This is a genomic window from Pantoea sp. X-Soil-TKNS-1279, assembly GCF_059730565.1.
The window spans coordinates 3,068,850-3,095,812 of sequence record NZ_AP035948.1; the positions used below are offsets into that span (position 1 = coordinate 3,068,850).

The following is a 26,963-nucleotide window of genomic DNA, read 5'->3' on the forward strand; positions in this document are numbered from 1 at the left end:
ACACTGCCGGAACCAAGTCCGGCAGTTGGGGGGATTAGCGCAGACCGAGCTGGAAGATCAGGGATTCTGCCTGACAGGCGAAGATGAAGTCGATATTCAGGCGCACGCCTTCGGCTTCATTCTCCAGTTGTGGGCGGATATCGCACGGCTCGGATTCAACCTGACGCGCCCGCTCACTCAGGTGCTTCAGCATCGCTTCAGCCGCATGGCGGTCGGCAAACAATCCAGACCAGCTGGCAGTGCAATCGGTGTTGTCGACAACAGTCCCCACATCAACGCAGCAGCAGGCTGCGGTTTCGTTGGCGCTGCATTTATTAATGGCATCAGTCATGGCTTTCTCCTGACGATAAAACAGACAAAAAGGAATTTTTTCTGCCACAAAGTTTACGCCTGAAGCCTTACCGTCGCCACGCTCAACCTGCTAAGTGACGAATATCACACTAAAAATTGATCCAAAACAAATTTGACTCGCTATGCTGGAACGTAACGGCAAGGATTTTGTTAAGCAGATCTGATTTTATCGATCAAATTGGAAATATTTTAAAAACATTATTGCAACAAATACACAGGTCCGACCTATACTCGTCGCACTGGTCTGATATGTGTCTCTGTCGTCAGTCCCTACAATCCGCCGTCCCTTGTTACGCGATGTAACAACGTTTAATAATAATTGATGAGGTTGTGGTCATGAACCATAAGAACCTGTTTGCAAAGTCAGCTGTGGCAGCTGCAGTCGCGCTCGTCTCTTCTCATGTTTACGCTGCTGGCTTTCAACTTAATGAATTTTCAGCAATCGGATTAGGCCGTGCCTATTCAGGTGAAGGCGCAATGGGTGATACCGCCGCCTCCGCCAGCCGCAACCCTGCAACCATGGCGTTGATGGACCGCCCCGAGTTTTCAATTGGTGCGGTGTATATCGACCCGGATGTGAATATTAGCGGCACCAGCCCAACGGGCCGTAGCCTCGACGCCAAAAACATCGCCCCGAACCAGTGGATTCCCAATATCCACTATGTGCACCCGATTAACGATCAGTGGTGGGTGGGGGCTTCGGTCACCTCTAACTATGGCCTGGCGACAGAATTTAATAACGGTTACACCGCAGGCGCTTACGGCGGTACTACCGATTTAACCACCGGTAATTTTAATATCAGCACCGCTTATCGTCTGAATGAACATTTCAGTTTTGGTATCGGTTTTGATGCGGTGTATGCCAAAGCGAAAATCGAACGTTACGCCGGTGAATCAGGTGCTGCGCTGGGTCTTCCGGCTAATACCCAAATTGCCCATCTGAAAGGCGACGAATGGGGCTATGGCTGGAACGCTGGTATCCTGTATGAAGTGGATAAAAACAACCGCTTTGGCTTTACCTATCGTTCTGAAGTGAAAATCGACTTTGATGGCGATTACAAAAGTGACCTGCCGACCTCTGTTAACGCCATTAACCAGGCGATGGGTTTAGGTCTGCCGTATGCCACTGGGGGATCGACGATCCCAGGTTCGCTGACACTCAATCTGCCGGAAATGTGGGAAGTGTCTGGCTGGCATAAAGTTGCGCCACAATGGGCGGTGCACTATAGCCTGACCTACACCAGCTGGAGCCAGTTCCAGGAGCTGAAAGCCACCAACAATGGTCAGACCCTGTTCTATAAAGATGAAGGCTTCCACGACGCCTATCGTATCGCGCTGGGTACCACCTATTTCTACGACGATAACTGGACCTTCCGTGGCGGTATCGCCTTTGATGACAGCCCGGTACCGGCAGATAAACGTTCTATCTCGATCCCGGACCAGGACCGTCTGTGGCTGAGCGCCGGTGCGTCCTATGCGTTCAACAAGGATGCGTCAGTGGATATTGGTATTTCCTACATGCACGGCCAGAACGTAACGATTAAAGAAGGTGACTACACCTTTAGATCGGAAGGGAAAGCGATGCTTTATGCAGCAGGCTTTAACTATAAGTTCTGATGAATACGGGTGTACATTGTTGTGCACCCCGTTCGTAGCGGCGCGATAAATCGCGCCGTTACAAATAAGAAGGCGGCTAAATCAGCCGCCTTCTTTTCATTTATTCCGCATCAATCTCGTTGAGATCGCCCTGAATCGCTTTAGCATTCGGGTTTTCTTCTGGCTTCAGCTTACCGCCACGGGCCAGGAAATCATTACGCTGGAAATAAGCGTTGCGGATAAACGCATAAGGATCCTGTTGCTGACGCAGAATAGCATCGCTATCCAGCAACTGCGCACGGGTTTCCACCCCTTCCAGCGTCCATTTACCTATCGACATTGGCCAGGTCAGCCAACCCAGCACTGGATAGAGGGTATCAACATAGTCCCCGCCATCCTGACGCAGGGTAAAACTACCGTAAGCAGGCAGTTCCACATAAGGTCCATAACCGACGCCATAACGGCCCAGCGTACTACCAAAACGGTGCGGCTCTTCACGCGCCAGCTCAGGGTTAGCTTTGCCCGCTACGTCGATAAAACCACCCAATCCTAACGTCGAGTTCAGGAAGAAACGGGTGAAATGGATCATCGCACGACGCGGCTCGCCGGTCAGGAAGGCGTTGACCATACTCGCCGGTTCATCAAGGTTACTGAGCACATTGCTGATCCCAGTGCGCGCAGGCACCGGCACATAATCGCGCCAGGCCACCGCCACCGGACGCACGACATACGGATCCAGCACGTTGTAGTTGAAATTAAACATCGTGCGGTTAAAGCCTTCAAACGGATCGCTGCGCTGCGCAGGTTGATCGTTGTCAGCCGGTTTGGAGCTGGCGCATCCCACCAGCAATACACTGGCCAGCGCCAGACCGGTCAGGCGGTAATTCATATTCTCTCCCTGTGCGTGCAGTTTTAGGGTGTATCGCTTCAGGGCTGCTGCTGATTAATCTCTACAGCCAGTTGCTGATGACCGTCCCAGGGCGTCACTGCGCTTAAACCAAACCAGTCTCCAGACTGCGGATTGGCGCTACCATCGCGCGAGACACGCACCCGGACCTGCACCTGATGCTGCGCCGACAATAAACGGTCTGGCATCATAGCGTTACTGTCATCCAGCGTGAGCGATAACGGGAAGTGGCTGAGCGGTAAACGCTTCACTGCCACAGGCACCGGTGATACACCGTCAGTCACAGAAATATACAACACTCCGCCTTGCGGTAACATTTTTTCTGCCTGGGGCGTTAAACTTACCGCCAATGCCAGGTGGCTATTTTGCTGTCCCGCATCGGTTTTTGCTTGTTCAATGCTGCGCTCGATCATCGCAATACGATGGTCCCCCGCCGGTAACAATTTCAGCATTGTCTGCCAGGCACCAATCGCCTCATCATATTGCTGCTGCTCAAAAGCGTTGAACGCCAGCAAACTCAGGGTACGGACATTGCTGTGATCGCGCTTCAGCAGGTCACGCAGCAACATGCTGGCCTGACGATTATCCTGTGGATCGCTGGAGCGCGTCAGCACTTCTGCGTAATCCTGTTGCAGTTCCAGATTATTCGGAGCCAGTTGCAACGCACGTTCGAATGCCTGACTGGCATCGGTGGCGTTATTCAGCACCATGCCAAGTCGGCCCAACATGGTCCAGTCATTGAGGTTTTGCGGATCGGATTGCAGCGAGGTACGCAGCCCAAGTTGCAGACGCGCCAGTTCTTCCATCGTCAACGGTTTCGCCTGCGGATCCATCACGCGCGCACGTAACGCCGGATATTCTTGTTGTACCGAGGTCCAGCCCGCCAGTTGCGCCAATCCACCGGTTTTCAGGTACATGCCGAGTGAAACCACGATCAACAAACCGACACCGGGGAGCAGGACCCAGCGGCTGCTTTGATGGCTGCGCACCTCATCCTGTTGCGGCACATCGGTCAGCAACGTTTGTTGCAGCTCGCGTACCATCTCGGGTCGCTCTGCCACCACACCTTCATCTTCATCACGCTCCAGCTCGCGCAGGCGCTGCTGATAAAAGTCGGTGTTCAGGCGATCGCGATCGCCATTACTCGCCACACGCTGACGCCAGCCTGCGCTCAGAAACAGCACCGTGGCTGCCGCCAGTAAAATTATCAGGGTAATCCAGAATCCACTCATTACGGCTTCCCGTCACGCTTCAGAATCGCCGCAAGGCGTTGTTGTTCGTTGTCATCCAGTTCGCTGCGCGTTTTACGCTGGCGACTGCGCAGGATAATGATCAGGCCACCGAGCACCACAAACAGAGCCGGGCCGACCCACAGGATCAGGGTTGATGGCGTCACCGGCGGTTCGTAAGTGACGAAATTGCCATAACGCGCCACCATATAATCAATAATTTGCTGGCGGCTCTGCCCCTGCTTCATCAGTTCATAAACTTTGAGACGCATATCCGCAGCAATCATCGCGTTGGAGTCAGCGATGCTGTTGTTCTGGCATTTCGGGCAGCGTAGCGAACCGGTCAGATCGCGATACTGCTCCTCCTGCTGCACCGAATCGAACTGGTAAGTATCAATCGCCGCCCACAGGCTGGTGCTCAACAACACGCCTGCGAGCAAAAGAAGCAGCCGTTTCACGCCCCTGCCCCCTTGCTGTATTTATCCCACAGCGGTTTCACTTCCTGCTGCCAGACACGCTCGTTCATATCACCGGCATGGCGATAACGAATAATGCCTTTGCCATCAATCAGGAAGGTTTCTGGCGCACCGTAGACGCCGAGATCCAGACCCAGCATGCCATCACCGTCATACAGGCTCAGCGCATAAGGATTCCCCAGCGTATTCAGCCAGGTCACCGCTTTGGTGCGATCGTCTTTATAGTTGAGGCCCACCACGCGAATGCCTTTTTCCGCCAGCGTGTTGAGATATTCGTGCTCCGCGCGGCAGGTCGGACACCAGGTGGCCCAGACGTTCAGCAAAATCGGTTTGCCATCGGTCAGCACCTGTTGGTCGTATATTTTGCCTGGTTTGTCGAGCGCTTCGAGTTTGAACACCGGCACCGGTTTGCCAATCAGCGCCGACTCCAGCAACGTCGGATCGTCGCCATTGGCATTGCGCGTCAACTGCCACAGCAGCGCCGCCGCCAGCAGCAGAAACAACACCAGCGGGATAAAAAGAATTTTCTTGTTCATGCCTGCTCCTCCCGTTGCGCTTTTTTGCGCGAACGATAACGCGGGTCGAGCAGACACAGCAGGCCACCCACCGCCATAAACACGCCGCCGAACCAGATCCAGCGCACGAAAGGTTTGTAGTAAATCCGCACTGCCCAGGAGCCGTCATCCAGCTCTTCGCCCAACGCCGCATAGAGATCGCGGGTAAAGCCACCGCTGATCGCCGCTTCGGTCATCATGGTACGCGCGGCGGTATAGAAGCGTTTCTCCGCGTGCAGCACCGCTTCCGGCTTACCGTTGCGTGTCACGTCGATAATCGCCACGCCACCGCTGTAGTTCGGCCCTTGCAGGTTATGCACGTCACGGAAGATGAAGTGGTAATTGTGGATATCAATATTATCGCCCGACTTCATCCGCACATCGCGCTCGACGCTGTACTGGGTACTGAAGGCGATACCAATCACCGTCACTGCCACACCGAGATGACCAAGCACCATACCCCAATGGCTGCGCGTCAGATGGCGCAAACCTTTGAAGAAAGTATGACGATGGGTGGCGCGTTCGTGCAGCTCCATTAATGTCAGCAGGATCACCCAGATCGACATCAGCAAGCCAATCACCGTCATCGCTTCAATACGATCTTGCAACAACCACGGCAGCGCGATGGAGAGGATCAGCGTCACCAGTAAGGCGATGCCGAGACGTTTCCACAGTTTCTGCGGCTCATCACGTCGCCAGCGCACCAACGGGCCGATGCCGAGCATCAGCGCGAACGGCGCCATCAGCCAGGTGAACATGGTATTAAAGAAAGGTTCGCCGACCGAAATGCTGCCCAGCCCCAGTTGCTTATGCACCAGCGGCAGCAGGGTACCCAGCAGAACCACCAGCATGGCGGCAATCAACAGTACGTTGTTACCCAGCAGGAACGATTCGCGTGACCAGGCTTCGTTTTGCACCCGGCTGCGTACCTGACCGCCTTTAATTGCGTACAGCAACAGCGAGCTACCAATCACGATCACCAGGAAAGCGAGAATAAACATGCCGCGCGCCGGATCGGAGGCAAACGAGTGCACCGATACCAGCACGCCGGAACGCACGAGGAAGGTGCCGAGCAAGCTCAGCGAGAATGCGGTAATCGCCAGCAGCACCGTCCAGGATTTAAAGCTGCCGCGCTTTTCCGTTACCGCCAGCGAGTGCATCAACGCTGTGCCTGCCAGCCACGGCATAAAGGAAGCATTTTCGACCGGGTCCCAGAACCACCAGCCGCCCCAGCCGAGTTCGTAATATGCCCAGGCCGAACCCAGCACGATGCCGATGGTCAGAAACACCCAGGCGGCCGTAGTCCACGGACGTGACCAGCGCGCCCATGCGGTATCGAGACGCCCCGCCATCAGTGAGGCGATGGCAAACGCAAAGGCAACGGAGAAGCCGACATAACCCATATACAGTAGCGGCGGATGGAAGATCAGGCCGATATCCTGCAACATCGGATTGAGGTCACTGCCGTCTATCGGGAAGTTAGGCAAGGTACGGGTAAACGGGTTCGATGTCAGGGTGATAAACAGTAGGAAGCCGAGGTTAATCATCCCCATCACCGACAGCACGCGCGCCAGCGCATCCTGCGGCATGCCGCGACTGAAAATCGCCACCGCCAACGTCCAGCTACTCAACAGCAGCACCCACAACAGCAGCGACCCTTCGTGTGCGCCCCATGTCGCGGCGATGCGATAATAAACCGGCAGCAAGGTGTTGGAGTTGGTTGCGACGTAAGCCACGGTAAAATCGTTCACGATAAACGCGTGCACCAACAGCAAAAACGCCGCTGCGATACAGGCAAACATCCCGACCGTCAGCGGGCGCGCCAACGCCATTAAACGTGCATCCTGACGCACCGCGCCCCATAGCGGATAAATACTTAACAGCAGCGCCAGTCCCAGCGCCAGGCAGAGCAGAAAACTGCCAATTTCTGGCATCATGATTGGGCACCTGCCTGCTGATAGTTGGCCGCAGGTCCTGTGTGATTTTTCTTCATCGCGTCCTGAATTTCCGGCGGCGTATATTTTTCATCGTGCTTCGCCAGCACTTCTTTGGCATTCACCAGGTTGCCGTCCTCCAGCACCCCTTGTGCCACCACACCCTGCCCTTCGCGGAACAGGTCCGGCAGAATGCCTTCATAGCTGACGCTCACCACGCCGTTGGCGTCATACAGTTTGAATGAGACAGCGAGGGTTTTGGGATCGCGCTTGACGCTTCCCGGCATCACCATGCCACCAACGCGCAAACGCTGGCCTGGCTCGGGTTTCTGGTGATTTTCGCCCTTGCCGTACAGAATTTCGCTCGGGGTGTAGAACAGATCGATGTTGGAACGCAGCGCATACATCACCAGCGTAGTGGCAAGGCCCAAGCCCACCAACACCGCTACCACCACATAGAGGCGGTTACGACGACGGATATTCACACAGATTCTCCTGCCGCTTCACTGGCGGCTTTTTTCGATTTAGCCGCACGGATGCGACGCTCCCTGGATTGACGCTGGCGAATTTCCGCCAGCAGGCGACGGCGGAACAGCACGGTGTGCAGCACCAGACCGATCAGCGGAATCAGCGTGAAGACCACGGCGAGCCAGACATAAAAGGCATAGCCGCCCATGGCAAAGAAATCCTGCCAGGAAGAGAAAGCTGGCATCATGATTTGCGCCCTCCCTGTGCGACCTCAATCGCCCAGGGACGATGACGTTCAGTAAACAAAATCATATTGCGCAGACGCATCAGCGTCAGCGAGATGAATACCAGTAGATAACCGAGGATCGCCCAACGCAGCGGGGTACGCATGCTCGGCGCAATCGCCTGTTGCAGAATGCCGGACGACCCCTGATGCAGGGTGTTCCACCACTGCACCGAGAAGTGAATAATCGGCAGGTTAATCACACCAACCAGAATTAAAATTCCAGCAGCACGACCGGCAGTGCGACGGTCATCAAAGGCGTGATAGAGGGCGATGACACCCATATAAAGGAACAGCAATACCAGTTCAGACGTCAGGCGGGCATCCCAAATCCACCAGGTGCCCCACATCGGCTTGCCCCAGGCGGAACCCGTGACCAGCGCGATAAAGGTGAACACAGCGCCAACCGGTGCCATCGCTGCCGATACCAGGTCAGCCATTTTCATCTGCCACACCAGACCGATAAACGCGGCAATCGCCATCGAGGCATAGACGCCCATTGACCACATTGCTGCCGGTACATGGATGTACATGATGCGGAAGCTATCGCCCTGCTGATAATCCGCTGGCGCAAAACCAAAGCCCCACACCCAACCCAACAACAAGGTGGCGACCCCAAGTACCGCGAACCAGGGAATTAAGCGACCACAAAGCCGATACAGCTTTTCAGGCTTTGCCCACTGGTGTAACCATTTCCACATTTGCATAGCTCACAATATAAGAAGAGAGATTTCGGCATCTCTGTGGATGCACGATTTAATGCAGACTAATACGCAGCGCCGCCGCCGTAGCAAACGGGGACAGCGTAGCGCTGCCTGCCAGCATGGCACCGAGGATCGCCAGATAACCGCCAATCGGCAGGCCCTGTCCGGCGGCATCAATCGCTGCGCTGGCAAAAATCAACACCGGGATCGCCAATGGCAATACCAGCAAACTCAATAACACCCCGCCGCGCCGCAAACCCACGGTCAGGCCGGTGCCGATAGCCCCAAGAAAACTCAGGGTTGGCGTTCCCAGCAACAGGGTCAGCGCCATTGCCCGCCACCCGGCAAAGTCGAGCGACAACAGCAGTGCCGCCAGCGGCGACAATAAAATCAACGGCAGTCCGGTAATCAGCCAGTGAGCGATCACTTTGCCCAGAACCGTGACTGGCAATGGCGTTGGCAGTAACAACAGCTGCTCCAGCGAACCGTCCAGAAAGTCATCGCGAAACAGACGCTCCAGCGCCAGTAACGACGCCAGCAACGCAGCCACCCAGGCGATACCGGGGGCAATGCGTGCCAGTTGCTGCGGATCAGGGCCAATACCCAGCGGGAACAGCGTAATGACAATCAGGAAAAACCACAGCGGGTTAATCACTTCCGCACCACTGCGGAAGGCAATTTTCAGCTCACGCTGAATCACACGGCCCAGCATCATGCCCACTCCGATACCAGACGAATTTTACGAACCCGCTCTGCGCTGTCTGGCAAATCCTGATGGGTGGTTAAAATCACCGCGCCTCCGTTATCGGCATGCTGCGCAAAACGCGCCATCAATTTTTCCACGCCAGCTTTGTCGATGGCCGTCAACGGCTCATCAAGAATCCACAAGGTTGCCGGACTGAGCCACAGGCGAGCCAATGCGACGCGTCGCTGCTGACCAGCAGAAAGCTGTGCCACTGGTACCTCTTCATATCCCAGCAAATCAACCTGCTCCAGAGCCTGGAAAATCGCGTCACTGTGGCTGTCGCCATGCCAGAAATGCAAATTCTCTAATGGTGAGAGTACCGATTTCACTCCCGGGTGATGGCCCAGATAAAGCAGATTTTGATGCCATATTTCCCGCTGCTGACGAATCGGCTGCGCCTGCCACAGCACGTCACCCTCTTCCGCCCGGCTCAATCCGGCCAGTAAGCGCAATAGTGAAGTTTTACCTGCGCCATTTGGCCCCTCAATTTGCACGATGTCGCCTGCTTCGACACGAAAGCTCAGCCCGTTGAACAGGGTACGCTCATCGCGAACGCATGCGAGATTAATGACTTCGAGCATAAAAGGGGGAATCGCGGCAATGAAATTAGGCCGGGATAATACCACAATGAATCTGTGGGCCGTAGTCTGTGAGCCATGTCACACCTACCCCAAACGGGGTAAACGGGTGGTTCAGATCAATAAATCGCTCAAAAAACCACCACAGTTAAAATCTTGTTACTCTTAAATTGAATCCACGTAACAAATCAAGCTTGCGCAAAACGGCTACGCTTATTACGCAATGGCATTATCACCGGAGGAAAATATGAAGCGTTCGCCATCGGTTTCTCAAGAGAGTAATGACGTTGAAAGCGAAGAAAAAACGCAAGGCACAGAGATTGAAGTCGATGAGGAGGCGTTACCCTCACGAGCCGCTGCCATCCATGAAGAGATACGTCAGGACGGGGAAAAGGAACTAGAGCGTGACGGTATGGCGCTGCTGTGGTCAGCGATTGCAGCTGGGATGTCGATGGGCGCCTCTCTGATGGCGAAGGGGATTTTCCAGGTCCATCTGGAGGGCGTACCTGGAGGATTTTTACTGGAAAATCTTGGCTATACCTTTGGTTTTGTTATCGTAATTATGGCGCGTCAGCAGTTGTTCACTGAAAACACCGTGACAGCTGTGCTGCCCGTGATGCACAAACCCACGTCAGGGAATATTTTGCTGCTACTGCGCTTCTGGGGGCTGGTGCTGTCGGGTAATTTGATCGGGACGGCACTGGGTGCGCTGGCGTTTAATTATATGCCGATCTTTGATGAGGCAACCCGTCAGGCTTTCACCGTGATCAGTGAAAAAGTAATGGCAAACCCGCCGGGAGAGATGTTCGCTAATGCGGTGATTTCCGGCTGGATCATTGCCACCATGGTATGGATGTTTCCCTATGCCGGTGCCGCGAAAATCGTGGTGATCGTGATGATGACCTGGCTGGTGGCACTCGGTGACTTAGCCCACATCGTGGTTGGTTCAGTGGAGGTGCTGTATCTGGTGTTTGCCGGCCGTATTCCCTGGCATGAATTCCTCTGGCCATTCGCCCTGCCGACGTTGCTTGGCAATATTACCGGCGGAACGCTGATTTTTGCTTTGATCAGCCATGCGCAGATTCGCAACGATATGAGCGAGGCGGCAAAAGCCAAAGCCCGTGCCGAGCAAAAACGCCAGGCGAAGTGTGAGAAATCACGCTAATTTGTTGAGATATTAAGCAAACGGGAAACAGGCGGTTAAATTTGCGTAGCTGCTGGGGTATACTGCGCGCCGACGTTCCCTTAGTTAAATGGATATAACGAGCCCCTCCTAAGGGCTAGTTGCAGGTTCGATCCCTGCAGGGAACGCCATGTCTGGTGTTACCCCTTCAAAACAACCAACGCGCCAGCGCCAGAGACACTCCGGCAATCGCAGCCATGCTCGCCATTAACCATTTTGTTTGTTTACCGATTTCCTCAAGAAGATCACTACGCGTTGTGTGGTTTGACTTAATAACCGCCAGATCGGTTTTCATTTCGCTCAGATCCTGTTCCAACTTTGACACACGAATTTCCATATTGGGCTTCCTCGCATAAGAACTTACTGTGAAATAAGTGATAATCACACCATGTTAGCAAAACCATTTTAACTACTCAGCATTGAAAATCATGCTAATTCACTGACCAGAATCACAAAATGCGTAGGGTCTCTCAGGAAAAGCAGGGCATTGCATGACGTTGCAGAACGATCTCAACGGGTGACAGATCTCACCCCTGCGTCTGCCGCCACGCCGAAGGCGTCACCCCATGTAACTGGCGAAACCGGTTACTGAAGTGACTGGAGGAGTGGAAACCACAGCGCAGTGCAATCTCGGTCAGCGGTAACGCCGTGTGCCTGAGCAAGGTCAGGGCTTCGTCCATGCGTCGGCGCATCACATATTGGTGTGGTGCCTCCCCGACGCTGGCACGGAACATGCGCGCGAAATGGAACTCACTCAACACCGCCTCAGCCGCGAGGTGTGCCAGCGTGAGCGGTTGATCCAGATGCGCATCGATATAAGCCAGAATACGACGTAGCACTACCGGGGCCAGCCCACCACGTACCTGCGGTGCTTGCCATTGCACATCGCTGTAATGCTGCAACAAATGCGTCATTAATAATGTTGATGCGCTGCTGAGCATCAACTGGTTGGCTGGTTGTTGCCAGTCGGTGCTGAGCAGGAAATGACGATAAAGTTGAGTGATGCGATCATCCGCCGAGAATACCTTCTCATGCAAATTAAGTCGGGCCGGACTGCGATCCCAGATTTGTTCAGCCATCTGCCGCAGGTGTTGATCGGTGCAGTAAAGATGCACAAACGACAGGTCTGCACGAATATCCCACACCGATTCGGTGCCGGAAGGCATCAGACAAAAACGATCAGGGCCACCGCCATTACGCCAACCATGCTGGGTTTTGTGCCAGGTATCATAACCATCCGCAGTGTAGAGGCTGAGGGTGTGGTGATTACTCAGATTGGTCACGCGATCGCCGCTGTTGAACCAGGCTGCCAGCTTGATGCCGCTGCTCAGCCGCACGCTGTCACGCAGCTGCGCTTTATGGCGCTGAAGCATAGTAAAAGTCTGGTAATCAGGCATGGTCAACATCACTCGCTGGGCAATAGCGCTTAGTTTACGGATTCAGACGGACAGAAAACAGGCCACATTGGGACGCAGAGGTAAAAAGCGCAAGATTTTGCAATTGTGGCGCAAGAGAATGCAAGCCAACCACCACAAAGGACGTCACACTCGCCGCAAATCTGTTGTGGAGAGAGCATATGAACCTGGTGTTATATCTGGCGGTGGTTTTAATCTGGGGCACCACCTGGATAGCAATTTTTTTACAGCAGGAAGCCGCTGATACGCCGGTCCTGGTGGCGGTGTTCTGGCGCTTTTTGCTGGCTTCGCTGGTGATGCTGGTGGTATTGAAACTGATTCGTCGCCTGAAAAAACTGGATGCGCAGGATCACCTGTTCTGTGTTTTGCAGGGTTGTTGTGTGTTTGGCTTCAATTTCGTCTGTTTTTATCATGCCGCAGCATGGATTAGCAGTGGTCTGGAGTCGGTGATTTTTTCGATGGCGGTGCTTTATAATGCCCTGAATAGCTGGTTCTTCTTCCGTCAGCGTCCCCCCTTTCGTCTGTTACCTGCCGCGATTCTCGGGTTAGGTGGCATCGTTGCGCTATTCTGGGGCGATATCCGCGCTGCGCATCCAGCGCCACAATTGTTGTGGGGTGTGGGTTTGAGCGCGCTTGGCACGCTGGGGTTCTCCTTTGGCAATATGATTTCGACGCGCCACCAGCGTCGTCAGCGTGATGTTCTGACCACCAATAGCTATGCAATGCTTTATGGCGCGCTGATCATGGCGGTGCTGGCCACGCTAAACGGTGATTCACTGGCCCCGGCACTCAATCTGCAATGGTTGGGTTCCATGAGCTATCTGGCGATTTTTGGTTCGGTACTGGGATTTGGTGCGTATTTCACCCTGGTGGGACGAATCGGGGCCAGTCAGGCCGCCTACAGCACGCTACTGTTCCCGCTGGTGGCGTTAACGTTATCCACCCTGTATGAAGGTTATCAATGGCATAGCAACGCGATTGTCGGCCTGGTGATGATTCTGGCGGGAAATATGGTGATGTTCCTACGCTGGCCGACCGCAAAACGCCTGCGTCTGGCCTGATGCACGAGAGCGGGCATTGCGCCCGCTCTCTGGTCCTCTTAGCGCCAGCCCTGCACGCCGATATTGAGCTGGTGAGGTTGATTGATCGCTTTTCTGGCGATCCAGTAAAGCAGTATGCGCTCATCGTCTCTGTCGCGATCGGCCATTGCCAGTAGTTTCAACGACAGCGTGGATTTATTCACTGGTTGATGTTCATCGCTTAACTCGATCACCGCCTGACCGATGATGCAGCAAACTTCATCCTCACTCGACGCGGATTCATATGCTCGGTCTTTCATATTTCCTCCTGTTTGGTGAGCTTTAAGCATGGCAAAATTTTCTTAGTTTGCAGCCCATACACGGCCTGAGACGCATCTGGTTACATATCACCACCTGATGCAACAATCTTTCACGCGCTGACACGCAATACGTGCTAGCAAGTAGCGCAATGCCATTCATACCGGTTTCACTGCATTTCATTCCGTCGCTACAGCCTCTCACGCCCTTTCTCCCCACGCCTACGCGCGAGCGGATTACCATCGCTTCAGTTTCCGAATTCCCGGATGGGAGAGAAAAATATGCAAACCACCACATCAAATTATCAACGCACCCGCTGGCTCACCCTGGCTGGCACCATTTTGACTCAATTTGCGTTAGGTTCGGTCTACACCTGGAGCCTGTTTAACGGCCAACTGGCGCATAAGCTTGATGCCCCGGTCAGTCAGGTCGCGTTCTCGTTTGGTTTACTGAGCCTCGGCCTGGCGATTGCTTCATCGCTGGCCGGTAAATTACAGGAACGCTTCGGCGTACGTAATGTCACCATTGGTGCCGGTGTATTGATGGCGCTGGGTTTCTGGTTAACCGCCCATGCGGATAACCTGATGATGCTGTACCTCAGCGCAGGGGTACTGGTCGGGCTGGCTGATGGTGCCGGTTATCTGATGACCTTATCCAACTGCGTAAAATGGTTCCCGGAACGTAAAGGGGTGATCTCCGCCTGTGCCATCGGTGCCTACGGTTTGGGTAGCCTGGGCTTTAAATTTATCTGCGGTGCGCTGCTCAACAGCCAGGGGCTGGAAAACACCTTCGTGATTTGGGGGGTGCTGGCAATGACCATGATCATCCTCGGCGCACTGCTGATGCGTGATGCACCGGTCCAGCAGAGCAGCAGCACCTCCGCCGTGCAAAGCAAAGATTACACGCTGGCGCAGTCCATCCGTTTACCACAATACTGGATGCTGGCGCTGATGTTCCTCACTGCCTGCATGAGCGGTTTGTATGTGATTGGCGTGGCGAAAGATATTGGCGAGGGTCTGGTTCATCTCAGCACACAAACTGCGGCGAATGCGGTGACGGTGATTGCTATCGCTAACCTGAGTGGTCGTCTGGTGTTGGGTGTGCTGTCCGATAAAATGGCGCGTATCCGGGTGATTTCGCTGGCACAGGTGGTTTCACTGGCAGGGATGAGCATTTTGCTTTTCACCCACATGAATGAATCCACCTTCTTTATTTCCCTGGCCTGCGTGGCATTCAGCTTTGGCGGCACCATCACCGTCTTCCCGTCACTGGTCAGCGATTTCTTCGGCCTGAACAACCTGACCAAAAATTACGGCCTGATTTATCTGGGTTTTGGTATCGGTAGCGTGCTGGGATCACTGGTGGCATCGGTGTTTGGTGGCTTCACTATCACCTTCAGCCTGATTATGACCTTGCTGGTGATTTCATTGTTCCTGTCACTCAGCATCCGCCTGCCGCAACGCCACAATGTACAGGAGCCGGTACTACATCGCAGTTAAGTTCCAGGCCATGCCGTGCTTTCGGGCACGGCATGTTTTTATCCTTTAAATAACGGCTCCGCTATTCCCGCCACGTCCACCTCCACAGCAAAAATATCGCCCGACTGCGGATAACGTGTCAGCTCCTCGGCGGTTCGATGTTCACGCGATGAGGTGATATACAGGGTTTTCAAATCAGCACCGCCAAACGCGACCATCGTCGGCCAGCGCACCGGCAACGTAATCTCATCGACGATCTCCGCTGTCAGCGGATCAATACGCACCACCCGACCACCGTCAAATAGCGCAGACCAGTAGTAACCTTCGCTGTCCACCGCAGCACCATCCGGCAATCCCCCTTTGGCATCAAACTGACGAAAACGCTGACGCTCGCCAGGTTCGCCGTTTTGGACATTCAGTGGGTAGCGATACAGCACTTCATTGGGGGTATCGCTGTGATACATCCATTGGCGATCCGGTGAGAACGCCAGACCGTTGGAAATTTTCACGTCCTCAGCCATCACCGCTAATACACCATCAGGGGTAACGCGGCACAGTAGCCCACCATTTTTATCCTGTGGCTCCCACAGGCTGCCGCACCAGAAATTCCCCCAGGGGTCGACACGCCCGTCGTTGAAGCGACTCTTCGCTGCAATCCCCGGATTATCTGCCAGCTTACGCTGGGCTTTACCCTGTTGATCCAGCAGCCAGACGCCACTGCGCAGCGCCGCAATTAAGCCGCCCTGCTCACGCAGCCCGATACAACCCACCTCTTCCTGTTGAGGAAACGTATGCAACTCACCACTGACGGGATCGAAACGATGAATGGCAGGTGCCAGAATATCCACACACCACAGCACCTGTTCGCGTGTTGACCATAAAGGACACTCAGCCAACTCTGCCTGCAAGGCCAGTACATTTCTCACTTCACGCGCCATGATTGCTCCTTATTTATGCTGTCCCGACTGTAACCTGTATTTCAGAAACCTGCGCGATAAATCGCACCGCTAACGTCATCTATTTTAACTGAGAACAGATATTATTTAGACTTGCTTTTCAGACTAATCGCGTTATTATCATCAGGCATTCAGCTTATTCCGATTGGTTTATATTCCTTCCTGACAATCCTCTCTGCAAATTGAAATATTCAGAAATAGATCCAAAAATAACTCTACATTCGCTGCATCTTCGCTCCACTTTTCCACTGTAATCTGGCCTCATTGGAAAAGAGGAGGACTCTCCATGAAAAAACTAATTAAAGTTGCGTCTGTCGTTGCCGTCGTTGCCATGCTGAGTGGTTGTATTATTGATGGTGGTCACGGACGTGGACCTGGCTGGGGACCGCCACATGGGGGCTGGCACGGTGGCTGGCATCATGGGCCAGGACCAGGCAGACACTGGTAAGCGGGCAAAGCTAACACACAGCAAATAATAAAAAAGAAAAAGGGCGGGAAAATTTCCCGCCCTTCTTTTTTAACTTTTCACTGCGTAATTGCATTGATACCAGGCTTTCTTTAATCCTGGAATATGACTATCCTGGGCGGGTAACGCTTCAACTTTATCAAATCCACGCTTGCTGCAATATTCAGCCAAATCTACTGCCATGGCATCTTTATTAAATGTCTGCGGATCGTAACGATACTGAACAGTATTTGAGCTGGGATCTTCATCTACACGCTCAAATCCTCCTGGGTGACTGACACTACAGCCAGACAATAATAACAGCGCGATGGCACCCATTAACCCATTTTTCATTGTGATGTCCTCATTTAGCACCGCAGTGTAAAAAGCAGCGCTGCGTCTGGCTATAGGAATGGGGAACGAAATATCTGAACAAAAAAAGATTTTACCAATTAAATTGATAAAACCAAACGGCTATTCTTATCACTTCTGCAGTGACATACTTTTCTCAGACAAAACGAAGTCCCCGCCACACCAGGTGAATAACGTAAGAGACTGACTGATTGTGACCTTATTGCCCGTGCTGAGCGGGCTTTTTTTTGCCCGCTATCCGGTAAGACTGACCATTTTACGCAGAAGATTAGCCGCTTGTTTGTCAGGCAATGCGAGAATGCCGTTGTAGAGGTCAATCGACATCGCGCACATCGCCGAACGATCGACCGTGGTATCCGCAGGCATATTAAGTTGTTGCAGACGGTCACCCCATTTGCTGTACAACGTCTCCACCACTTTCTGCAAATCACGCTGCGCCGCCTGATTATCCAGCGGTTGCTCATCTCCGGTACTTTGCGCCAGCAATTCGTCCAATGCCTGCGCATCACGCTGATTCAGTTGAGGTGGCAGCAATTGCTGTAAATTGACACCGCCATTCACCTGCGGGTAAAGAAACCGGAAGCAGCTTTGTGCATTCTGTTGTTGCAGCGCCTGCATCTCCTCGACGGAAACGCGAATGTAATTGAGGATGGCGGTATCACTGGCACGGACCAGACGTTGATTCACTAAATCGAATAGCCAGCCACGCATCTCGCCCAACGCTTCTTCCGGTGGCACCCCGGCCAGACGTTTATGCAACAACTCACGATTCAGGAGCTGCCACAACACGGGTTCCTGGGTTTTCAACAGCCGATAACCCGGTGCCTCGCTGAGTTGATTAGCGACTTCAGTCGCCAGCGCCTGCCGCTGCTGGCGTGGATGCAGCCAGCTAAACCACAGCAGATTGGCCAGCAACACCGGTAACAGAAATAGCAGCACACCCTGCCAGAGACGCAATGCGGTGGTACGCAACAGCACAATAATGATCAGCGCCAGCAGCCCGAATGCCACCAGCGTAATAATGAAAAGCGAGAGCATGGAGCGGTTATTAATCCTTGCGTACGTCAATCAGAACCGGACAGTTGGCGCGTTCAATCACGGCGGCGCTGACCGAGCCTTTCAGCAGGCGGTTGAACGGCGAAAGATGGCGTCGTCCCATGATAATCATGCTGGCCTGCACGGCAGCCGACTGGGCAACAATGGTTTCCGCCGCTTCCCCGGCCAGAATCACCCCTTTTGCTGTCACTCCGGCGCGTATAATCGGTGCCAGCGCATGGCGCACCACCATTTCAGCGGTATTTTGTTCATCCTTTGCCACCAGAAAATCATCCGGATCTTCACCGGCATCAATCTCAATCGGCTGGTTGCAGGAAGAATAGGCCGGGTCGATGCAACACAGCACCACTACCTGCGCCTGGTGCGCAAGCGCCTGTTCAATCGTCAGAGCGATCACTTTTTCCGCCACTGGAGAGTTATCAATGGCCATCAACAAGGTTTTCATCTGCGGTTATCCTTCAACAGCGGTCATTTTGCCAATTTCGCGGGTCAGCGCCTCTTTACACTTCAGGATTTCCTCACAATAACGCGCCTCGTGTTTACGAAAACGCGCTGTCGGCACCAGCAGTGAAATAGAGAAGCGGCCAAATAAAGTGTCGATCGCCACCGCCATGGTTGAGATGCCCTCCAGCGTCTCACCACGATCGTAGGAGAAGCCGGTTTTGCGCACTTCACCAATCAACTCCAGCAACTGCGGCAGCGTTTTGATGGTCATCTCCGTCAGCTCTTTATAGGCTTCGCCGACAATTACCCTGACATCTTCATCGCTCTCCAGCGCCAGTAAGGCGCGACCGCCCGAGGTGCTGTAGAGCGGCAGATTCAGCCCCATGCGCGGCACCACACGCAGTTCGCGTGACGCCACCACATAATGGACGATAGCCAGTTGCGTACCACTGGCGCGTGCCAGTGAGACAGTTTCATTCGTCTCTGCGGAAAGTCGTTCAAGAAAAGGACGCACCACTTCAACCACGTCACTGTGCACGCTGGAGATCAGCTTCAGCAGCGCCGGACCGAGGCGTAATCCGCCTGCGCCACTGCTGCGTACCAGTTGCGCATTATCCAACGCGGCGACAATACGTTGCACCGTCGAACGGGGTAAATCCACCGCCTGAGCAATCTCCCCCAGGCTCATACCGCCGGGATGCTCACCCAATGCATTTAGAATTTTTGCCGCGCGGGCAATGACCTGAATGCCGCCCGCTTTTTCATCCTCACGGCAGGAGGGAAGTTCAACCATAGTGCGATCCTTTGTGGCCTGCCCTACTTTAGCGCGATTAACCGCACTTTTACACCCTGTATCACATTGCAATACAACATACCGGGATGTAATATGCGAGCTGTATCACATCGCAATACACTGCATCAACATAACGAGAAACCTGCTATGAATGCCCAGCCCGCAGCGGCCCCGGCACCCCATCCTTTTACCCTGCGCCTTGCGCTCGGTCTGGTGGGTGTGCTGATTGCCGCCCTGACCGCCGGTTTAAACGATCGCGTCACCGATATTGCTCTGGCGGATATCCGTGCGGCCATTGGCATCAGTTACGATCAGGGTAGCTGGATCATTTCTGCTTACCAGGCCGCCGAAGTGGCCGCCATGATGATTGCGCCCTGGTTTGCCGTCACCTTCTCGCTGCGCCGTTTTGCGCTTACCGTCTCGGCAGGCTTCATGATCACCGGCATTCTGCTGCCGCTGCTGCCCAATGCCACCTTATTTATCACTCTGCGCGTTATCCAGGGGCTGTTTGGTGGCGCTCTGCCCCCGTTACTGATGACGGTCGCGTTACGTTTCTTGCCTCCGCCGATCAAACTTTATGGCCTAGGCGCTTACGCGCTGACGGCAACCTTCGGCCCCAATCTTGCCGCCTCATTGGCTGCTTTCTGGACCGACGACGTCAGTTGGATGTTCGTGTTCTGGCAAGTGGTGCCCGCTATGCTGGTAGCCATGCTGCTGATTAGCTGGGGCCTGCCCCAGGACCCACTGCGTTTCGAGCGTTTCCAGCAAATGGATCTGTTCGGCATGCTGACCGGTTGCAGCGGTATCGCGTTGCTGATCCTCGCACTGACACAGGGTGAACGATTGGACTGGCTCAGCTCGCCATTAATCGTCGCGCTATTATTTAGCGCCGCGGCATTGCTGATTGTGTTCTTTATTAATGAATGGTTTCACCCGTTGCCATTGTTCAAGTTGCAGATGCTGCAACGCCACAACCTCGCGCACGGTCTGCTGGCACTGGCCGGGGTACTGATTCTGTCGCTTTCCGGTTCAGCTCTACCTTCGGCTTACTTTGGCCAGATCGAGGGTTTCCGTACCCTGCAATTTGCCCCGCTGGCACTGACGGTGGGTTTACCACAGTTGTTAATCGCACCGTTGATTGCCGCGCTGCTGAATATCCGCTGGATTGACTGCCGCTGGATGCTGACCGCAGGCGTGGCATTGCTGGTGACCTCCTGCCTGCTCGGGATGCAAATCACCACCGACTGGGGGCGACAAAATTTCTGGCTGATACAAATTTTGCAGGCTTTTGGTCAGCCAATGGTGATTTTGCCGGTGTTAATGAGCGCCACCAGCGTCGTTGCCCCGCCGGAAGGTCCTTTTGCCTCCGCGATGTTTAATACCGTGCGCGGCTTCTCCAGCGTCGCCGCCAGTACGCTGGTGGAGTGGTTTATCAGCCACCGCGAACAGTTTCATTCCAATATCCTGGTGGGTAACGCCGCCAGCCGTTCGTGGTTGATGACCGCACCCACCAGTGCACAGGCGAGCAGCAGCTTCCCGCTTTTGCCGGATGGCAGCGCCAGCAGCAGTGAAAACCTGAGCGGTTTCGCCACGTTGCTGAAGCATCAGGCGATGGTGCTCAGTTTGAGTGATAGCTATGTGATGCTGATCGGTTTCGCCGCACTGCTTCTGCTGCTCACCGCCTGGCTGCCAAAACGTGTCTGGCCGCCACAAACTCTGATTCAACCTGTTACAAACACGTCGAGATAACTGATATGCGTGCTTTTGCTCTGAAAAGAACGGTGCTGCTGAGCGCCTTACTGCTGGTGTTGCTGATCATGGCCTTTTTCGTCTGGTCGTCGATGACCGGCAATGATCACCGAACGGATGATGCTTACGTCAATGCGGATTACACGCTGGTTGCGCCGAAAGTCTCCGGCTATATCGCCAGCGTTAATGTGCAGGATAACCAGCGCGTCAAAGCGGGTGAACTGCTGGCGACGCTCGACGACCGTGACTATCGCGTCGCGCTGGAAACCGCCAAAGCCAATTTACAGGTCAGTGAAGCCAAGCGTCTGAGCAGCCAGGCGCAACTGGAGCAACAGCAATCCACCATTGACCAGGCAAAAGCGACACTGGCCGCCAGCCAGGCTTCAGCTCAGTATGCCGGTCAGAGTGCGGCGCGTTACGACAGCCTGTATAAAAGTGGCACCATCGCCGCTGATGAGCAGCAAAAAGCCACATCTACTCAGCGCTCCGCTGCCGCCACCGTACGCCAGAGCGAAGCGGCGCTGGCTGCCGCCGTGAAGGAAGTTGGTGTTTTGCAGGCAGCATTGCGTCAGGCAGAAGCGGATGTCACCGCCGCACAAGCCAGCGTCGATCAGGCACAGCTTAATCTGTCCTACACCCGTATCGTCGCCCCGGTCGATGGCATGGTGGGACAACGTTCGGTGCGACTCGGGGCCTATGTTACGGCGGGAACCCGTTTGCTGGCGGTGGTACCGTTGCAGCAAACCTATATCACCGCCAACTATCTGGAAACGCAGTTGACGGATGTGCGTGAGGGGCAAAAGGTGTTGGTGCGGGTGGATGCCCTGCCGGGCAAGACATTTTCCGGCCATGTTGACAGTATTGCGCCCGCCACGGGAGCGACCTTTTCCGCCATTTCACCCGATAACGCGACAGGCAACTACACCAAGGTGGTGCAACGCCTGCCGGTGAAAATCGTGCTGGATCCCAACCAGGCCGATCTGGCGCAATTACGCGTTGGCATGTCGGCGATCCCGGAAATTGAAGTGCACTAAAAACGTGATAAATATCTCAGAATGGATCTATTTCTTTTCGGAAAAATTACGCGTAAATTAGCGTTCGATCCTGTTCTGAGTTTGCTCTGAACGACCTGAGATGAAAGCGTGTAGCGGTGATGAACTCCACCTTTCTCTTATTCTGTCGCGTTACGCTGGTCTGGGATCACCATCGTCGTAAACGCTCAGAGGAGTTGTAGTGTGAAATACGCTTTGATGGGAATCTCTTTTTTCCTGTTAATCTGGGTCGGCACCTTCATGCTGATGCTCTAGTATCACCAGGAAGGGGCGACGGGATTGTCGCCCCTGAAACGGAAGGCTATTCTTCTTCTGTGGTTTTCACGGTTCCGGGCAAAATCCCGTCGGTACGGAACATCGCTTTAATTCCCCGCACCGCCTGACGAATACGATCGCTGTTCTCAATCAGCGCAAAACGCACATGGGTGTCACCGTAGTCACCAAAGCCGATACCTGGCGACACGCACACTTTGGCCTCCTGCAATAAACGTTTGGCAAACTCCAGCGAACCAAGATGCGCGTAATGGTCAGGAATTTTCGCCCAGACGTACATCGAGGCTTTGGGCATCTCGACCATCCATCCCGCTTCGTGCAGCCCTTTCACCAGCACATCACGACGACGTTTGTACTGCTCGGCGATATCGCGTACACATTGCTGATCCCCTTCCAGCGCAGCGATTGCTGCCACCTGCAACGGCGTAAAGGTGCCGTAATCGTGGTAACTCTTGATACGCGCCAGCGCCGAAACCAACTCTTTATTGCCGACCATAAAACCGATACGCCAGCCCGCCATGTTGTAGCTTTTCGACAGGGTGAAAAACTCAACCGCGACATCGCGTGCACCCGGCACCTGCATGATCGACGGCGCTTTCCAGCCATCGTAGACAATGTCGGCATAGGCCAGGTCGTGGATCACCAACACGTTGTACTGCTTCGCCAGCGCAATCACGCGTTCGAAGAAATCCAGTTCCACGCATTGCGCAGTCGGGTTGGACGGGAAACCGAGGATCATCATCTTCGGTTTCGGGTAGCTTTCACGAATGGCGCGTTCCAGCTCGTTAAAGAAATCGACGCCCGCCACCAGCGGCACAGAACGGACCTGCGCCCCGGCAATCACCGCGCCGTAAATATGAATAGGGTAGCTGGGGTTAGGCACCAACACGGTGTCGCCGTGGTCGAGGGTTGCCAGCATCAAATGCGCCAGTCCCTCTTTCGAACCGATAGTGACAATGGCTTCAGATTCAGGATCGATATCCACCTGATAACGGTCAGCATACCAGCGTGAAATCGCGCGACGCAGGCGCGGGATCCCTTTCGAGGTGGAGTAGCCGTGAGTGTCCTCGCGTTGGGCCACCTGGCACAGTTTTTCTACGATATGCGGCGGCGTCGCGCCATCCGGGTTCCCCATCGAAAAATCGATGATGTCTTCGCCGCGCCGACGCGCAGCCATCTTCAATTCAGCGGTGATGTTAAAAACGTAAGGGGGAAGGCGGTCAATACGAGAAAAACGACGGGGTGTGCTGTTATCAGCCATGATGTCCTCTGGAGTACGTTAGCGCCCGGACCGTCCGAGCGACGTGGGTCACTGCTGTGACCGAACCAAGAACATAACGCGGTGATAACAGGATTGTCGAGAGCCGAAGATAATATTTTTATTTTTGCTGATTCAGACGCCCCAGCACCCAATCGTTCACCCATTGGCCGTTTAACAGATAATTATCCCGTAGCGTCCCCTCCAGCACAAAATCATTCTTCTCCAGAATGCGTCTTGATGGCCAATTCCCCTCCACCACCAGTGCTTTCAGCTTATGAAATTCGGCTTGCAGCAAAAACGTACAAAGCGCACCCAGCGCCTCGCTGCCATACCCCTGTCCGGTAAAACGATGCAGCATCATGTAGCCGACCTCGGCCTGGCGATAGGGTTCCCACTCCGGGTTGCAACCAAACAGGCCTATCGCTTCGCCGGTTTCACGCAAACGGGCCACCATGCACAACATGTGAAAACTGCTGACCTGCCAGGGAGCAAGGCGTTCCGTAAACCGCTGACGGATATCCTCTTCATCGGGGATTTCACTTACCCAGGTCATGGTTGCGGCATCTTCATGTACCGCTTTGAAAATCTGCCAGTCTTCCGGCTGGAGGCGGTTGAGGGTCAAACGGGCTGTGACTAATTGCATGGCTGCGCTCCGAAAAAGGCTTAGGCCAACATAACAAACCGCACCGGTGACAACCAGTCTCAGCGCAGGGAAAAGCTAATCCTCTTTTTACTACTCAACTTTTCCTCTTTTTGCGTTTTACACGATAAAAATTGATCCTGGCCATAAGAAGTGTCTGAGGCCGGTCAGGACGCTGGCGGATCGCGATCACATTTTTTATCATAACCCTACCCTCTGGTTACTGACGAGATGCCTGTGCCTTCTCACTTTGACATGCTGCTGGCGGTATTTGACCGCGCCGCGCTGATGCTGATTTGCCTGTTCTTTCTCACCCGGACGCGCGCATTTCGCCAGTTACTACAGAAAGATGAACACTCGCGTCAGGAAAAAGTGGTGGTGACCGCGATTTTTTCGCTGTTTGCCCTGTTCAGCACCTGGTCAGGTATTGATGTCGATGGTTCACTGCTTAACGTGCGCGTGATTGCCGTAATGTCAGGTGGCATTTTGTTTGGCCCGTGGGTCGGCATCGCCACCGGGGTGATTGCCGGACTGCATCGTTTTCTGATTGATATTCATGGCATTACCTCGATTCCCTGCCTGATTACCAGCATCATTGCCGGTATCGCCTCGGGGGCGATTAATCGTCGGGTGAGCAAGGAACAGCGTTGGCGCGCCGGTATTCTCGGCGGCATGTTATGTGAAACCCTCACCATGCTGCTGATTGTGCTGTGGGCAAGACCGATGTCACTCGGCCTGGATATTGTTTCCGAGATTGCGCTGCCGATGATCCTCGGCGCTTCCAGCATCGGTTTGATTGTGTTGCTGGTGCAGAGTGTCGAAGGTGAAAAAGAGGCGATTGCCGCGCGACAGGCCAAGCTGGCGCTGGAAATTGCCAACAAGACGCTGCCGTTGTTCCGCCAGATTAACAGCCACTCGTTGCATCAGGTATGCGACATCATTCGTTGTGAAATCAATGCTGACGCCGTGGCGATCACCAATACCAAACAGATTCTCGCCTACGTCGGCTACGGTGCGCAAAACTATCAGAATGGCGACGACGGCCTCAGCCCGACCACCGCGCAGGCGATCACCAGCGGTAAAATCATCATCAAGAATAATGACGAAGCGCACCGTACCAAGGATATTCACTCGATGCTGGTTATTCCCCTTTGGGAAAAAGGGGAAGTCACCGGCACGCTAAAAATCTATTATCGCCGCGCCCACCGGATCACCGGATCGCTAAAAGAGATGGCCGTGGGGCTGTCGCAAATCATCTCTACCCAGTTGGAAGTGTCCCGCGCCGAGCAACTGCGTGAGATGGCAAACAAAGCTGAACTGCGTGCCTTACAAAGCAAGATCAATCCACATTTCCTGTTTAACGCCCTGAACGCCATTTCAGCATCGATTCGAATGAACCCGGATACCGCACGCCAGTTGGTAATTAATCTGTCGCGCTATTTGCGTTACAACCTGGAACTGAATGACGACGAGCCAATCGATATCAAAAAAGAGCTGTGGCAGGTGAAGGATTACATTGCCATCGAACAGGCACGCTTTGGTGACAAGCTATCGATGATCTATGACATCGACGAAGACCTGCATTTTACCTTGCCCAGTCTGCTGATTCAGCCGCTGGTCGAGAATGCCATCGTGCACGGCATCCAGCCCTGTCGCGGCAAAGGCGTGGTGACTCTCAGCGTCAAAGATCTCGGTGATCGGGTGCGGGTGGCGGTACGTGATACCGGAGCCGGAATCAGTGAAGAGGTAATGGCACGCGTGGCGCGGGATGAGATGCCCGGTAATAAAATCGGCCTGTTGAATGTACATCATCGGGTGAAGTTGCTCTCCGGCCAGGGATTGACCATAGAGCGCCATCAACCTGGCACCGAAATCTCCTTTACTCTCAGCAAACATGGCCATCGACTACCAGCAACACAGGCCAGCGTGACGGAGACTTCAGCGTGAAAGCCATTATTGTCGAAGACGAGTTTCTGGCACAGCAGGAACTGAGCTGGATGATTCAGCATCACAGCCAGATCACCATCGAAGCCTGTTTTGATGACGGACTGGAAGTCCTGAAGTATCTGCAAAACCATCGGGTCGATGTCATTTTCCTCGACATCAATATCCCCTCGCTGGATGGCATGTTGTTGGCGCAAAACATCAATCAATTCGCCCATAAGCCGTTAATTGTGTTTATTACCGCGTGGAAAGAGCATGCGGTAGAAGCCTTCGAGCTGGAGGCTTTTGACTACATTCTGAAGCCGTATCACGAATCACGCATCATCACCATGCTTAACAAGCTGGAGGCGAGCTGGCAACAGCAGCAGTCCCCCGCCAGCAGCCCGCAGGCTATTGCCCCGCAGACGGTAAATCTGGTGAAGGATGAGCGCATCATCGTCACCGATATTAACGATATTTATTATGTCGAAGCCCACGAGAAACTGACGTTCGTGTATACGCGACGCGAAGCGTATGTGATGTCGATGACCATCAGCGAGTTTTGCAGCCGCTTACCCGAGACAGCTTTCTTTCGCTGCCACCGTTCATACTGCGTCAACCTGAGTAAAATCCGCGAGATAGAACCCTGGTTTAACAATACTTATCTGGTGAAATTACGCGATTTGGATGCGCAGGTGCCGGTGAGTCGTAGCAAGGTGAAAGCGTTTCGGCAACTGATGCGCTTATAAGGCGAGCAGCGC

31 protein-coding genes and 1 tRNA gene are annotated in these 26,963 nt (G+C 54.0%); 11 read left to right on the forward strand and 21 right to left on the reverse strand.

The annotated features are described in order from the left end of the window. Positions 1-34 precede the first annotated feature (34 nt). Entirely contained in the window at positions 35-331 is a 297-nt protein-coding gene (locus tag AC6I8N_RS14305; protein WP_208723890.1) for a YfcZ/YiiS family protein, read from the reverse strand. 356 nt (positions 332-687) lie between these two features. Here AC6I8N_RS14305 and fadL point away from each other — a divergent pair, with 356 nt between their 5' ends. Further along, positions 688-1,968, forward strand: a complete 1,281-nt coding sequence (gene fadL / locus AC6I8N_RS14310) for a long-chain fatty acid transporter FadL (RefSeq protein ID WP_208723889.1) — start codon at positions 688-690, stop codon at positions 1,966-1,968. Positions 1,969-2,068: 100 nt separating this feature from the next. Here fadL and mlaA read toward each other — a convergent pair whose 3' ends face one another. From mlaA to ccmA, 10 genes are read right to left on the reverse strand one after another with little or no spacing between them, the layout of a single operon-like run. Continuing rightward, a complete protein-coding gene (mlaA, locus tag AC6I8N_RS14315; RefSeq protein ID WP_021185130.1) occupies positions 2,069-2,836 on the reverse strand; it encodes a phospholipid-binding lipoprotein MlaA in 768 nt (255 codons plus the stop codon). A gap of 38 nt (positions 2,837-2,874) precedes the next feature. Further along, positions 2,875-4,086, reverse strand: coding sequence for a c-type cytochrome biogenesis protein CcmI (ccmI, locus tag AC6I8N_RS14320; protein ID WP_208723888.1), 1,212 nt, complete (start codon positions 4,084-4,086; stop codon positions 2,875-2,877). Further along, positions 4,086-4,541, reverse strand: coding sequence for a cytochrome c-type biogenesis protein (locus AC6I8N_RS14325; RefSeq protein ID WP_036626831.1), 456 nt, complete (start codon positions 4,539-4,541; stop codon positions 4,086-4,088). Before AC6I8N_RS14325 ends, ccmI begins: the two co-directional genes overlap by 1 nt. Then, positions 4,538-5,095 carry a DsbE family thiol:disulfide interchange protein gene (locus tag AC6I8N_RS14330; RefSeq protein WP_013509947.1) on the reverse strand — a complete coding sequence of 186 codons (558 nt, stop codon included), beginning with the start codon at positions 5,093-5,095 and terminating at the stop codon, positions 4,538-4,540. The genes AC6I8N_RS14325 and AC6I8N_RS14330 overlap by 4 nt, the downstream gene beginning before the upstream one ends. After that, the gene (locus AC6I8N_RS14335; RefSeq protein ID WP_021185132.1) at positions 5,092-7,050 is read right to left on the reverse strand and encodes a heme lyase CcmF/NrfE family subunit; all 1,959 of its coding nucleotides are present in this window, start codon (positions 7,048-7,050) and stop codon (positions 5,092-5,094) included. The genes AC6I8N_RS14330 and AC6I8N_RS14335 overlap by 4 nt, the downstream gene beginning before the upstream one ends. Beyond that, the gene (gene ccmE, locus AC6I8N_RS14340) at positions 7,047-7,532 is read right to left on the reverse strand and encodes a cytochrome c maturation protein CcmE (RefSeq protein WP_021185133.1); all 486 of its coding nucleotides are present in this window, start codon (positions 7,530-7,532) and stop codon (positions 7,047-7,049) included. Before ccmE ends, AC6I8N_RS14335 begins: the two co-directional genes overlap by 4 nt. After that, on the reverse strand, positions 7,529-7,762 hold the full coding sequence (gene ccmD, locus AC6I8N_RS14345; RefSeq protein WP_497829335.1) for a heme exporter protein CcmD: 234 nt from the start codon (positions 7,760-7,762) through the stop codon (positions 7,529-7,531). The genes ccmE and ccmD overlap by 4 nt, the downstream gene beginning before the upstream one ends. Next, positions 7,759-8,499, reverse strand: a complete 741-nt coding sequence (locus tag AC6I8N_RS14350) for a heme ABC transporter permease (RefSeq protein WP_036626875.1) — start codon at positions 8,497-8,499, stop codon at positions 7,759-7,761. Before AC6I8N_RS14350 ends, ccmD begins: the two co-directional genes overlap by 4 nt. A gap of 55 nt (positions 8,500-8,554) precedes the next feature. Continuing rightward, the gene (ccmB, locus tag AC6I8N_RS14355) at positions 8,555-9,214 is read right to left on the reverse strand and encodes a heme exporter protein CcmB (RefSeq protein ID WP_036626878.1); all 660 of its coding nucleotides are present in this window, start codon (positions 9,212-9,214) and stop codon (positions 8,555-8,557) included. Next, positions 9,214-9,828, reverse strand: a complete 615-nt coding sequence (gene ccmA, locus AC6I8N_RS14360; RefSeq protein WP_021185136.1) for a cytochrome c biogenesis heme-transporting ATPase CcmA — start codon at positions 9,826-9,828, stop codon at positions 9,214-9,216. Before ccmA ends, ccmB begins: the two co-directional genes overlap by 1 nt. A 244-nt stretch (positions 9,829-10,072) precedes the next feature. Here ccmA and AC6I8N_RS14365 point away from each other — a divergent pair, with 244 nt between their 5' ends. Both AC6I8N_RS14365 and AC6I8N_RS14370 read left to right on the forward strand, forming a co-directional pair. Further along, complete coding sequence (locus tag AC6I8N_RS14365; RefSeq protein WP_497829336.1) at positions 10,073-10,990, forward strand: formate/nitrite transporter family protein; 918 nt, start codon at positions 10,073-10,075, stop codon at positions 10,988-10,990. 74 nt (positions 10,991-11,064) lie between these two features. After that, positions 11,065-11,139, forward strand: a tRNA-Arg gene (locus AC6I8N_RS14370). Positions 11,140-11,156: 17 nt separating this feature from the next. On the opposite strand, the gene AC6I8N_RS14375 is transcribed toward AC6I8N_RS14370, so the two are convergent. Next, complete coding sequence (locus tag AC6I8N_RS14375) at positions 11,157-11,345, reverse strand: hypothetical protein (protein WP_497829337.1); 189 nt, start codon at positions 11,343-11,345, stop codon at positions 11,157-11,159. 190 nt (positions 11,346-11,535) lie between these two features. Further along, entirely contained in the window at positions 11,536-12,405 is an 870-nt protein-coding gene (locus tag AC6I8N_RS14380) for a helix-turn-helix domain-containing protein (protein WP_497829338.1), read from the reverse strand. 179 nt (positions 12,406-12,584) lie between these two features. Between AC6I8N_RS14380 and AC6I8N_RS14385 the strand changes: the two genes are divergently transcribed. After that, on the forward strand, positions 12,585-13,484 hold the full coding sequence (locus tag AC6I8N_RS14385) for a DMT family transporter (RefSeq protein ID WP_497829339.1): 900 nt from the start codon (positions 12,585-12,587) through the stop codon (positions 13,482-13,484). Between the two features lie 38 nt (positions 13,485-13,522). Here the strand turns inward: AC6I8N_RS14385 and AC6I8N_RS14390 are convergent, their stop codons facing one another. Beyond that, on the reverse strand, positions 13,523-13,762 hold the full coding sequence (locus AC6I8N_RS14390) for a hypothetical protein (RefSeq protein ID WP_013509957.1): 240 nt from the start codon (positions 13,760-13,762) through the stop codon (positions 13,523-13,525). A 279-nt stretch (positions 13,763-14,041) separates the two neighbouring features. Here AC6I8N_RS14390 and AC6I8N_RS14395 point away from each other — a divergent pair, with 279 nt between their 5' ends. Beyond that, complete coding sequence (locus AC6I8N_RS14395; RefSeq protein ID WP_208723884.1) at positions 14,042-15,259, forward strand: L-lactate MFS transporter; 1,218 nt, start codon at positions 14,042-14,044, stop codon at positions 15,257-15,259. 38 nt (positions 15,260-15,297) lie between these two features. Here the strand turns inward: AC6I8N_RS14395 and AC6I8N_RS14400 are convergent, their stop codons facing one another. Then, a complete protein-coding gene (locus tag AC6I8N_RS14400; protein WP_497829340.1) occupies positions 15,298-16,176 on the reverse strand; it encodes an SMP-30/gluconolactonase/LRE family protein in 879 nt (292 codons plus the stop codon). Between the two features lie 304 nt (positions 16,177-16,480). On the opposite strand from AC6I8N_RS14400, the gene AC6I8N_RS14405 reads away from it, so the two are divergent. Further along, on the forward strand, positions 16,481-16,642 hold the full coding sequence (locus AC6I8N_RS14405) for a hypothetical protein (protein WP_200864702.1): 162 nt from the start codon (positions 16,481-16,483) through the stop codon (positions 16,640-16,642). Positions 16,643-16,711: 69 nt separating this feature from the next. On the opposite strand, the gene AC6I8N_RS14410 is transcribed toward AC6I8N_RS14405, so the two are convergent. The 4 genes from AC6I8N_RS14410 to AC6I8N_RS14425 form a co-directional block, all read right to left on the reverse strand. Then, complete coding sequence (locus tag AC6I8N_RS14410) at positions 16,712-16,993, reverse strand: putative periplasmic lipoprotein (protein ID WP_021186345.1); 282 nt, start codon at positions 16,991-16,993, stop codon at positions 16,712-16,714. A gap of 252 nt (positions 16,994-17,245) precedes the next feature. Next, the gene (locus AC6I8N_RS14415; RefSeq protein WP_208723882.1) at positions 17,246-18,049 is read right to left on the reverse strand and encodes a hypothetical protein; all 804 of its coding nucleotides are present in this window, start codon (positions 18,047-18,049) and stop codon (positions 17,246-17,248) included. A gap of 10 nt (positions 18,050-18,059) precedes the next feature. Further along, positions 18,060-18,512, reverse strand: a complete 453-nt coding sequence (locus tag AC6I8N_RS14420; RefSeq protein ID WP_497829341.1) for a universal stress protein — start codon at positions 18,510-18,512, stop codon at positions 18,060-18,062. Positions 18,513-18,518: 6 nt separating this feature from the next. Next, entirely contained in the window at positions 18,519-19,304 is a 786-nt protein-coding gene (locus tag AC6I8N_RS14425; protein WP_021186342.1) for an IclR family transcriptional regulator, read from the reverse strand. A gap of 147 nt (positions 19,305-19,451) precedes the next feature. On the opposite strand from AC6I8N_RS14425, the gene AC6I8N_RS14430 reads away from it, so the two are divergent. From AC6I8N_RS14430 to ypdK, 3 genes are all read left to right on the forward strand, one after another. After that, on the forward strand, positions 19,452-21,053 hold the full coding sequence (locus AC6I8N_RS14430) for an MFS transporter (RefSeq protein ID WP_497830699.1): 1,602 nt from the start codon (positions 19,452-19,454) through the stop codon (positions 21,051-21,053). Between the two features lie 5 nt (positions 21,054-21,058). Continuing rightward, the gene (locus AC6I8N_RS14435; protein WP_021186340.1) at positions 21,059-22,087 is read left to right on the forward strand and encodes an HlyD family secretion protein; all 1,029 of its coding nucleotides are present in this window, start codon (positions 21,059-21,061) and stop codon (positions 22,085-22,087) included. Between the two features lie 201 nt (positions 22,088-22,288). Beyond that, positions 22,289-22,360 carry a membrane protein YpdK gene (ypdK, locus tag AC6I8N_RS14440; protein WP_150105822.1) on the forward strand — a complete coding sequence of 24 codons (72 nt, stop codon included), beginning with the start codon at positions 22,289-22,291 and terminating at the stop codon, positions 22,358-22,360. Positions 22,361-22,406: 46 nt separating this feature from the next. Here the strand turns inward: ypdK and alaC are convergent, their stop codons facing one another. Further along, positions 22,407-23,639, reverse strand: a complete 1,233-nt coding sequence (gene alaC / locus AC6I8N_RS14445) for an alanine transaminase (protein ID WP_497829342.1) — start codon at positions 23,637-23,639, stop codon at positions 22,407-22,409. Positions 23,640-23,757: 118 nt separating this feature from the next. Beyond that, positions 23,758-24,282: a GNAT family N-acetyltransferase gene (locus AC6I8N_RS14450; RefSeq protein WP_021186338.1), complete on the reverse strand. Its 525-nt coding sequence runs from the start codon at positions 24,280-24,282 to the stop codon at positions 23,758-23,760. Positions 24,283-24,534: 252 nt separating this feature from the next. Here AC6I8N_RS14450 and AC6I8N_RS14455 point away from each other — a divergent pair, with 252 nt between their 5' ends. Together AC6I8N_RS14455 and AC6I8N_RS14460 are read left to right on the forward strand one after the other, a co-directional pair. Then, positions 24,535-26,226: a sensor histidine kinase gene (locus tag AC6I8N_RS14455; protein WP_021186337.1), complete on the forward strand. Its 1,692-nt coding sequence runs from the start codon at positions 24,535-24,537 to the stop codon at positions 26,224-26,226. Continuing rightward, positions 26,223-26,951, forward strand: coding sequence for a LytR/AlgR family response regulator transcription factor (locus AC6I8N_RS14460; RefSeq protein ID WP_021186336.1), 729 nt, complete (start codon positions 26,223-26,225; stop codon positions 26,949-26,951). Before AC6I8N_RS14455 ends, AC6I8N_RS14460 begins: the two co-directional genes overlap by 4 nt. Positions 26,952-26,963 lie beyond the last annotated feature (12 nt).

What these genes read in the sequence shown, in the direction of transcription:
- AC6I8N_RS14305 (WP_208723890.1), bottom strand. Translation starts at nt 331, where the DNA reads ATGACTGATGCCATTAATAAATGCAGCGCCAACGAAACCGCAGCCTGC.
- fadL (WP_208723889.1), top strand. Translation starts at nt 688, where the DNA reads ATGAACCATAAGAACCTGTTTGCAAAGTCAGCTGTGGCAGCTGCAGTC.
- mlaA (WP_021185130.1), bottom strand. Translation starts at nt 2,836, where the DNA reads ATGAATTACCGCCTGACCGGTCTGGCGCTGGCCAGTGTATTGCTGGTG.
- ccmI (WP_208723888.1), bottom strand. Translation starts at nt 4,086, where the DNA reads ATGAGTGGATTCTGGATTACCCTGATAATTTTACTGGCGGCAGCCACG.
- AC6I8N_RS14330 (WP_013509947.1), bottom strand. Translation starts at nt 5,095, where the DNA reads ATGAACAAGAAAATTCTTTTTATCCCGCTGGTGTTGTTTCTGCTGCTG.
- AC6I8N_RS14335 (WP_021185132.1), bottom strand. Translation starts at nt 7,050, where the DNA reads ATGATGCCAGAAATTGGCAGTTTTCTGCTCTGCCTGGCGCTGGGACTG.
- ccmD (WP_497829335.1), bottom strand. Translation starts at nt 7,762, where the DNA reads ATGATGCCAGCTTTCTCTTCCTGGCAGGATTTCTTTGCCATGGGCGGC.
- AC6I8N_RS14350 (WP_036626875.1), bottom strand. Translation starts at nt 8,499, where the DNA reads ATGTGGAAATGGTTACACCAGTGGGCAAAGCCTGAAAAGCTGTATCGG.
- ccmB (WP_036626878.1), bottom strand. Translation starts at nt 9,214, where the DNA reads ATGCTGGGCCGTGTGATTCAGCGTGAGCTGAAAATTGCCTTCCGCAGT.
- ccmA (WP_021185136.1), bottom strand. Translation starts at nt 9,828, where the DNA reads ATGCTCGAAGTCATTAATCTCGCATGCGTTCGCGATGAGCGTACCCTG.
- AC6I8N_RS14365 (WP_497829336.1), top strand. Translation starts at nt 10,073, where the DNA reads ATGAAGCGTTCGCCATCGGTTTCTCAAGAGAGTAATGACGTTGAAAGC.
- AC6I8N_RS14375 (WP_497829337.1), bottom strand. Translation starts at nt 11,345, where the DNA reads ATGGAAATTCGTGTGTCAAAGTTGGAACAGGATCTGAGCGAAATGAAA.
- AC6I8N_RS14380 (WP_497829338.1), bottom strand. Translation starts at nt 12,405, where the DNA reads ATGCCTGATTACCAGACTTTTACTATGCTTCAGCGCCATAAAGCGCAG.
- AC6I8N_RS14385 (WP_497829339.1), top strand. Translation starts at nt 12,585, where the DNA reads ATGAACCTGGTGTTATATCTGGCGGTGGTTTTAATCTGGGGCACCACC.
- AC6I8N_RS14390 (WP_013509957.1), bottom strand. Translation starts at nt 13,762, where the DNA reads ATGAAAGACCGAGCATATGAATCCGCGTCGAGTGAGGATGAAGTTTGC.
- AC6I8N_RS14395 (WP_208723884.1), top strand. Translation starts at nt 14,042, where the DNA reads ATGCAAACCACCACATCAAATTATCAACGCACCCGCTGGCTCACCCTG.
- AC6I8N_RS14400 (WP_497829340.1), bottom strand. Translation starts at nt 16,176, where the DNA reads ATGGCGCGTGAAGTGAGAAATGTACTGGCCTTGCAGGCAGAGTTGGCT.
- AC6I8N_RS14405 (WP_200864702.1), top strand. Translation starts at nt 16,481, where the DNA reads ATGAAAAAACTAATTAAAGTTGCGTCTGTCGTTGCCGTCGTTGCCATG.
- AC6I8N_RS14410 (WP_021186345.1), bottom strand. Translation starts at nt 16,993, where the DNA reads ATGAAAAATGGGTTAATGGGTGCCATCGCGCTGTTATTATTGTCTGGC.
- AC6I8N_RS14415 (WP_208723882.1), bottom strand. Translation starts at nt 18,049, where the DNA reads ATGCTCTCGCTTTTCATTATTACGCTGGTGGCATTCGGGCTGCTGGCG.
- AC6I8N_RS14420 (WP_497829341.1), bottom strand. Translation starts at nt 18,512, where the DNA reads ATGAAAACCTTGTTGATGGCCATTGATAACTCTCCAGTGGCGGAAAAA.
- AC6I8N_RS14425 (WP_021186342.1), bottom strand. Translation starts at nt 19,304, where the DNA reads ATGGTTGAACTTCCCTCCTGCCGTGAGGATGAAAAAGCGGGCGGCATT.
- AC6I8N_RS14430 (WP_497830699.1), top strand. Translation starts at nt 19,452, where the DNA reads ATGAATGCCCAGCCCGCAGCGGCCCCGGCACCCCATCCTTTTACCCTG.
- AC6I8N_RS14435 (WP_021186340.1), top strand. Translation starts at nt 21,059, where the DNA reads ATGCGTGCTTTTGCTCTGAAAAGAACGGTGCTGCTGAGCGCCTTACTG.
- alaC (WP_497829342.1), bottom strand. Translation starts at nt 23,639, where the DNA reads ATGGCTGATAACAGCACACCCCGTCGTTTTTCTCGTATTGACCGCCTT.
- AC6I8N_RS14450 (WP_021186338.1), bottom strand. Translation starts at nt 24,282, where the DNA reads ATGCAATTAGTCACAGCCCGTTTGACCCTCAACCGCCTCCAGCCGGAA.
- AC6I8N_RS14455 (WP_021186337.1), top strand. Translation starts at nt 24,535, where the DNA reads ATGCTGCTGGCGGTATTTGACCGCGCCGCGCTGATGCTGATTTGCCTG.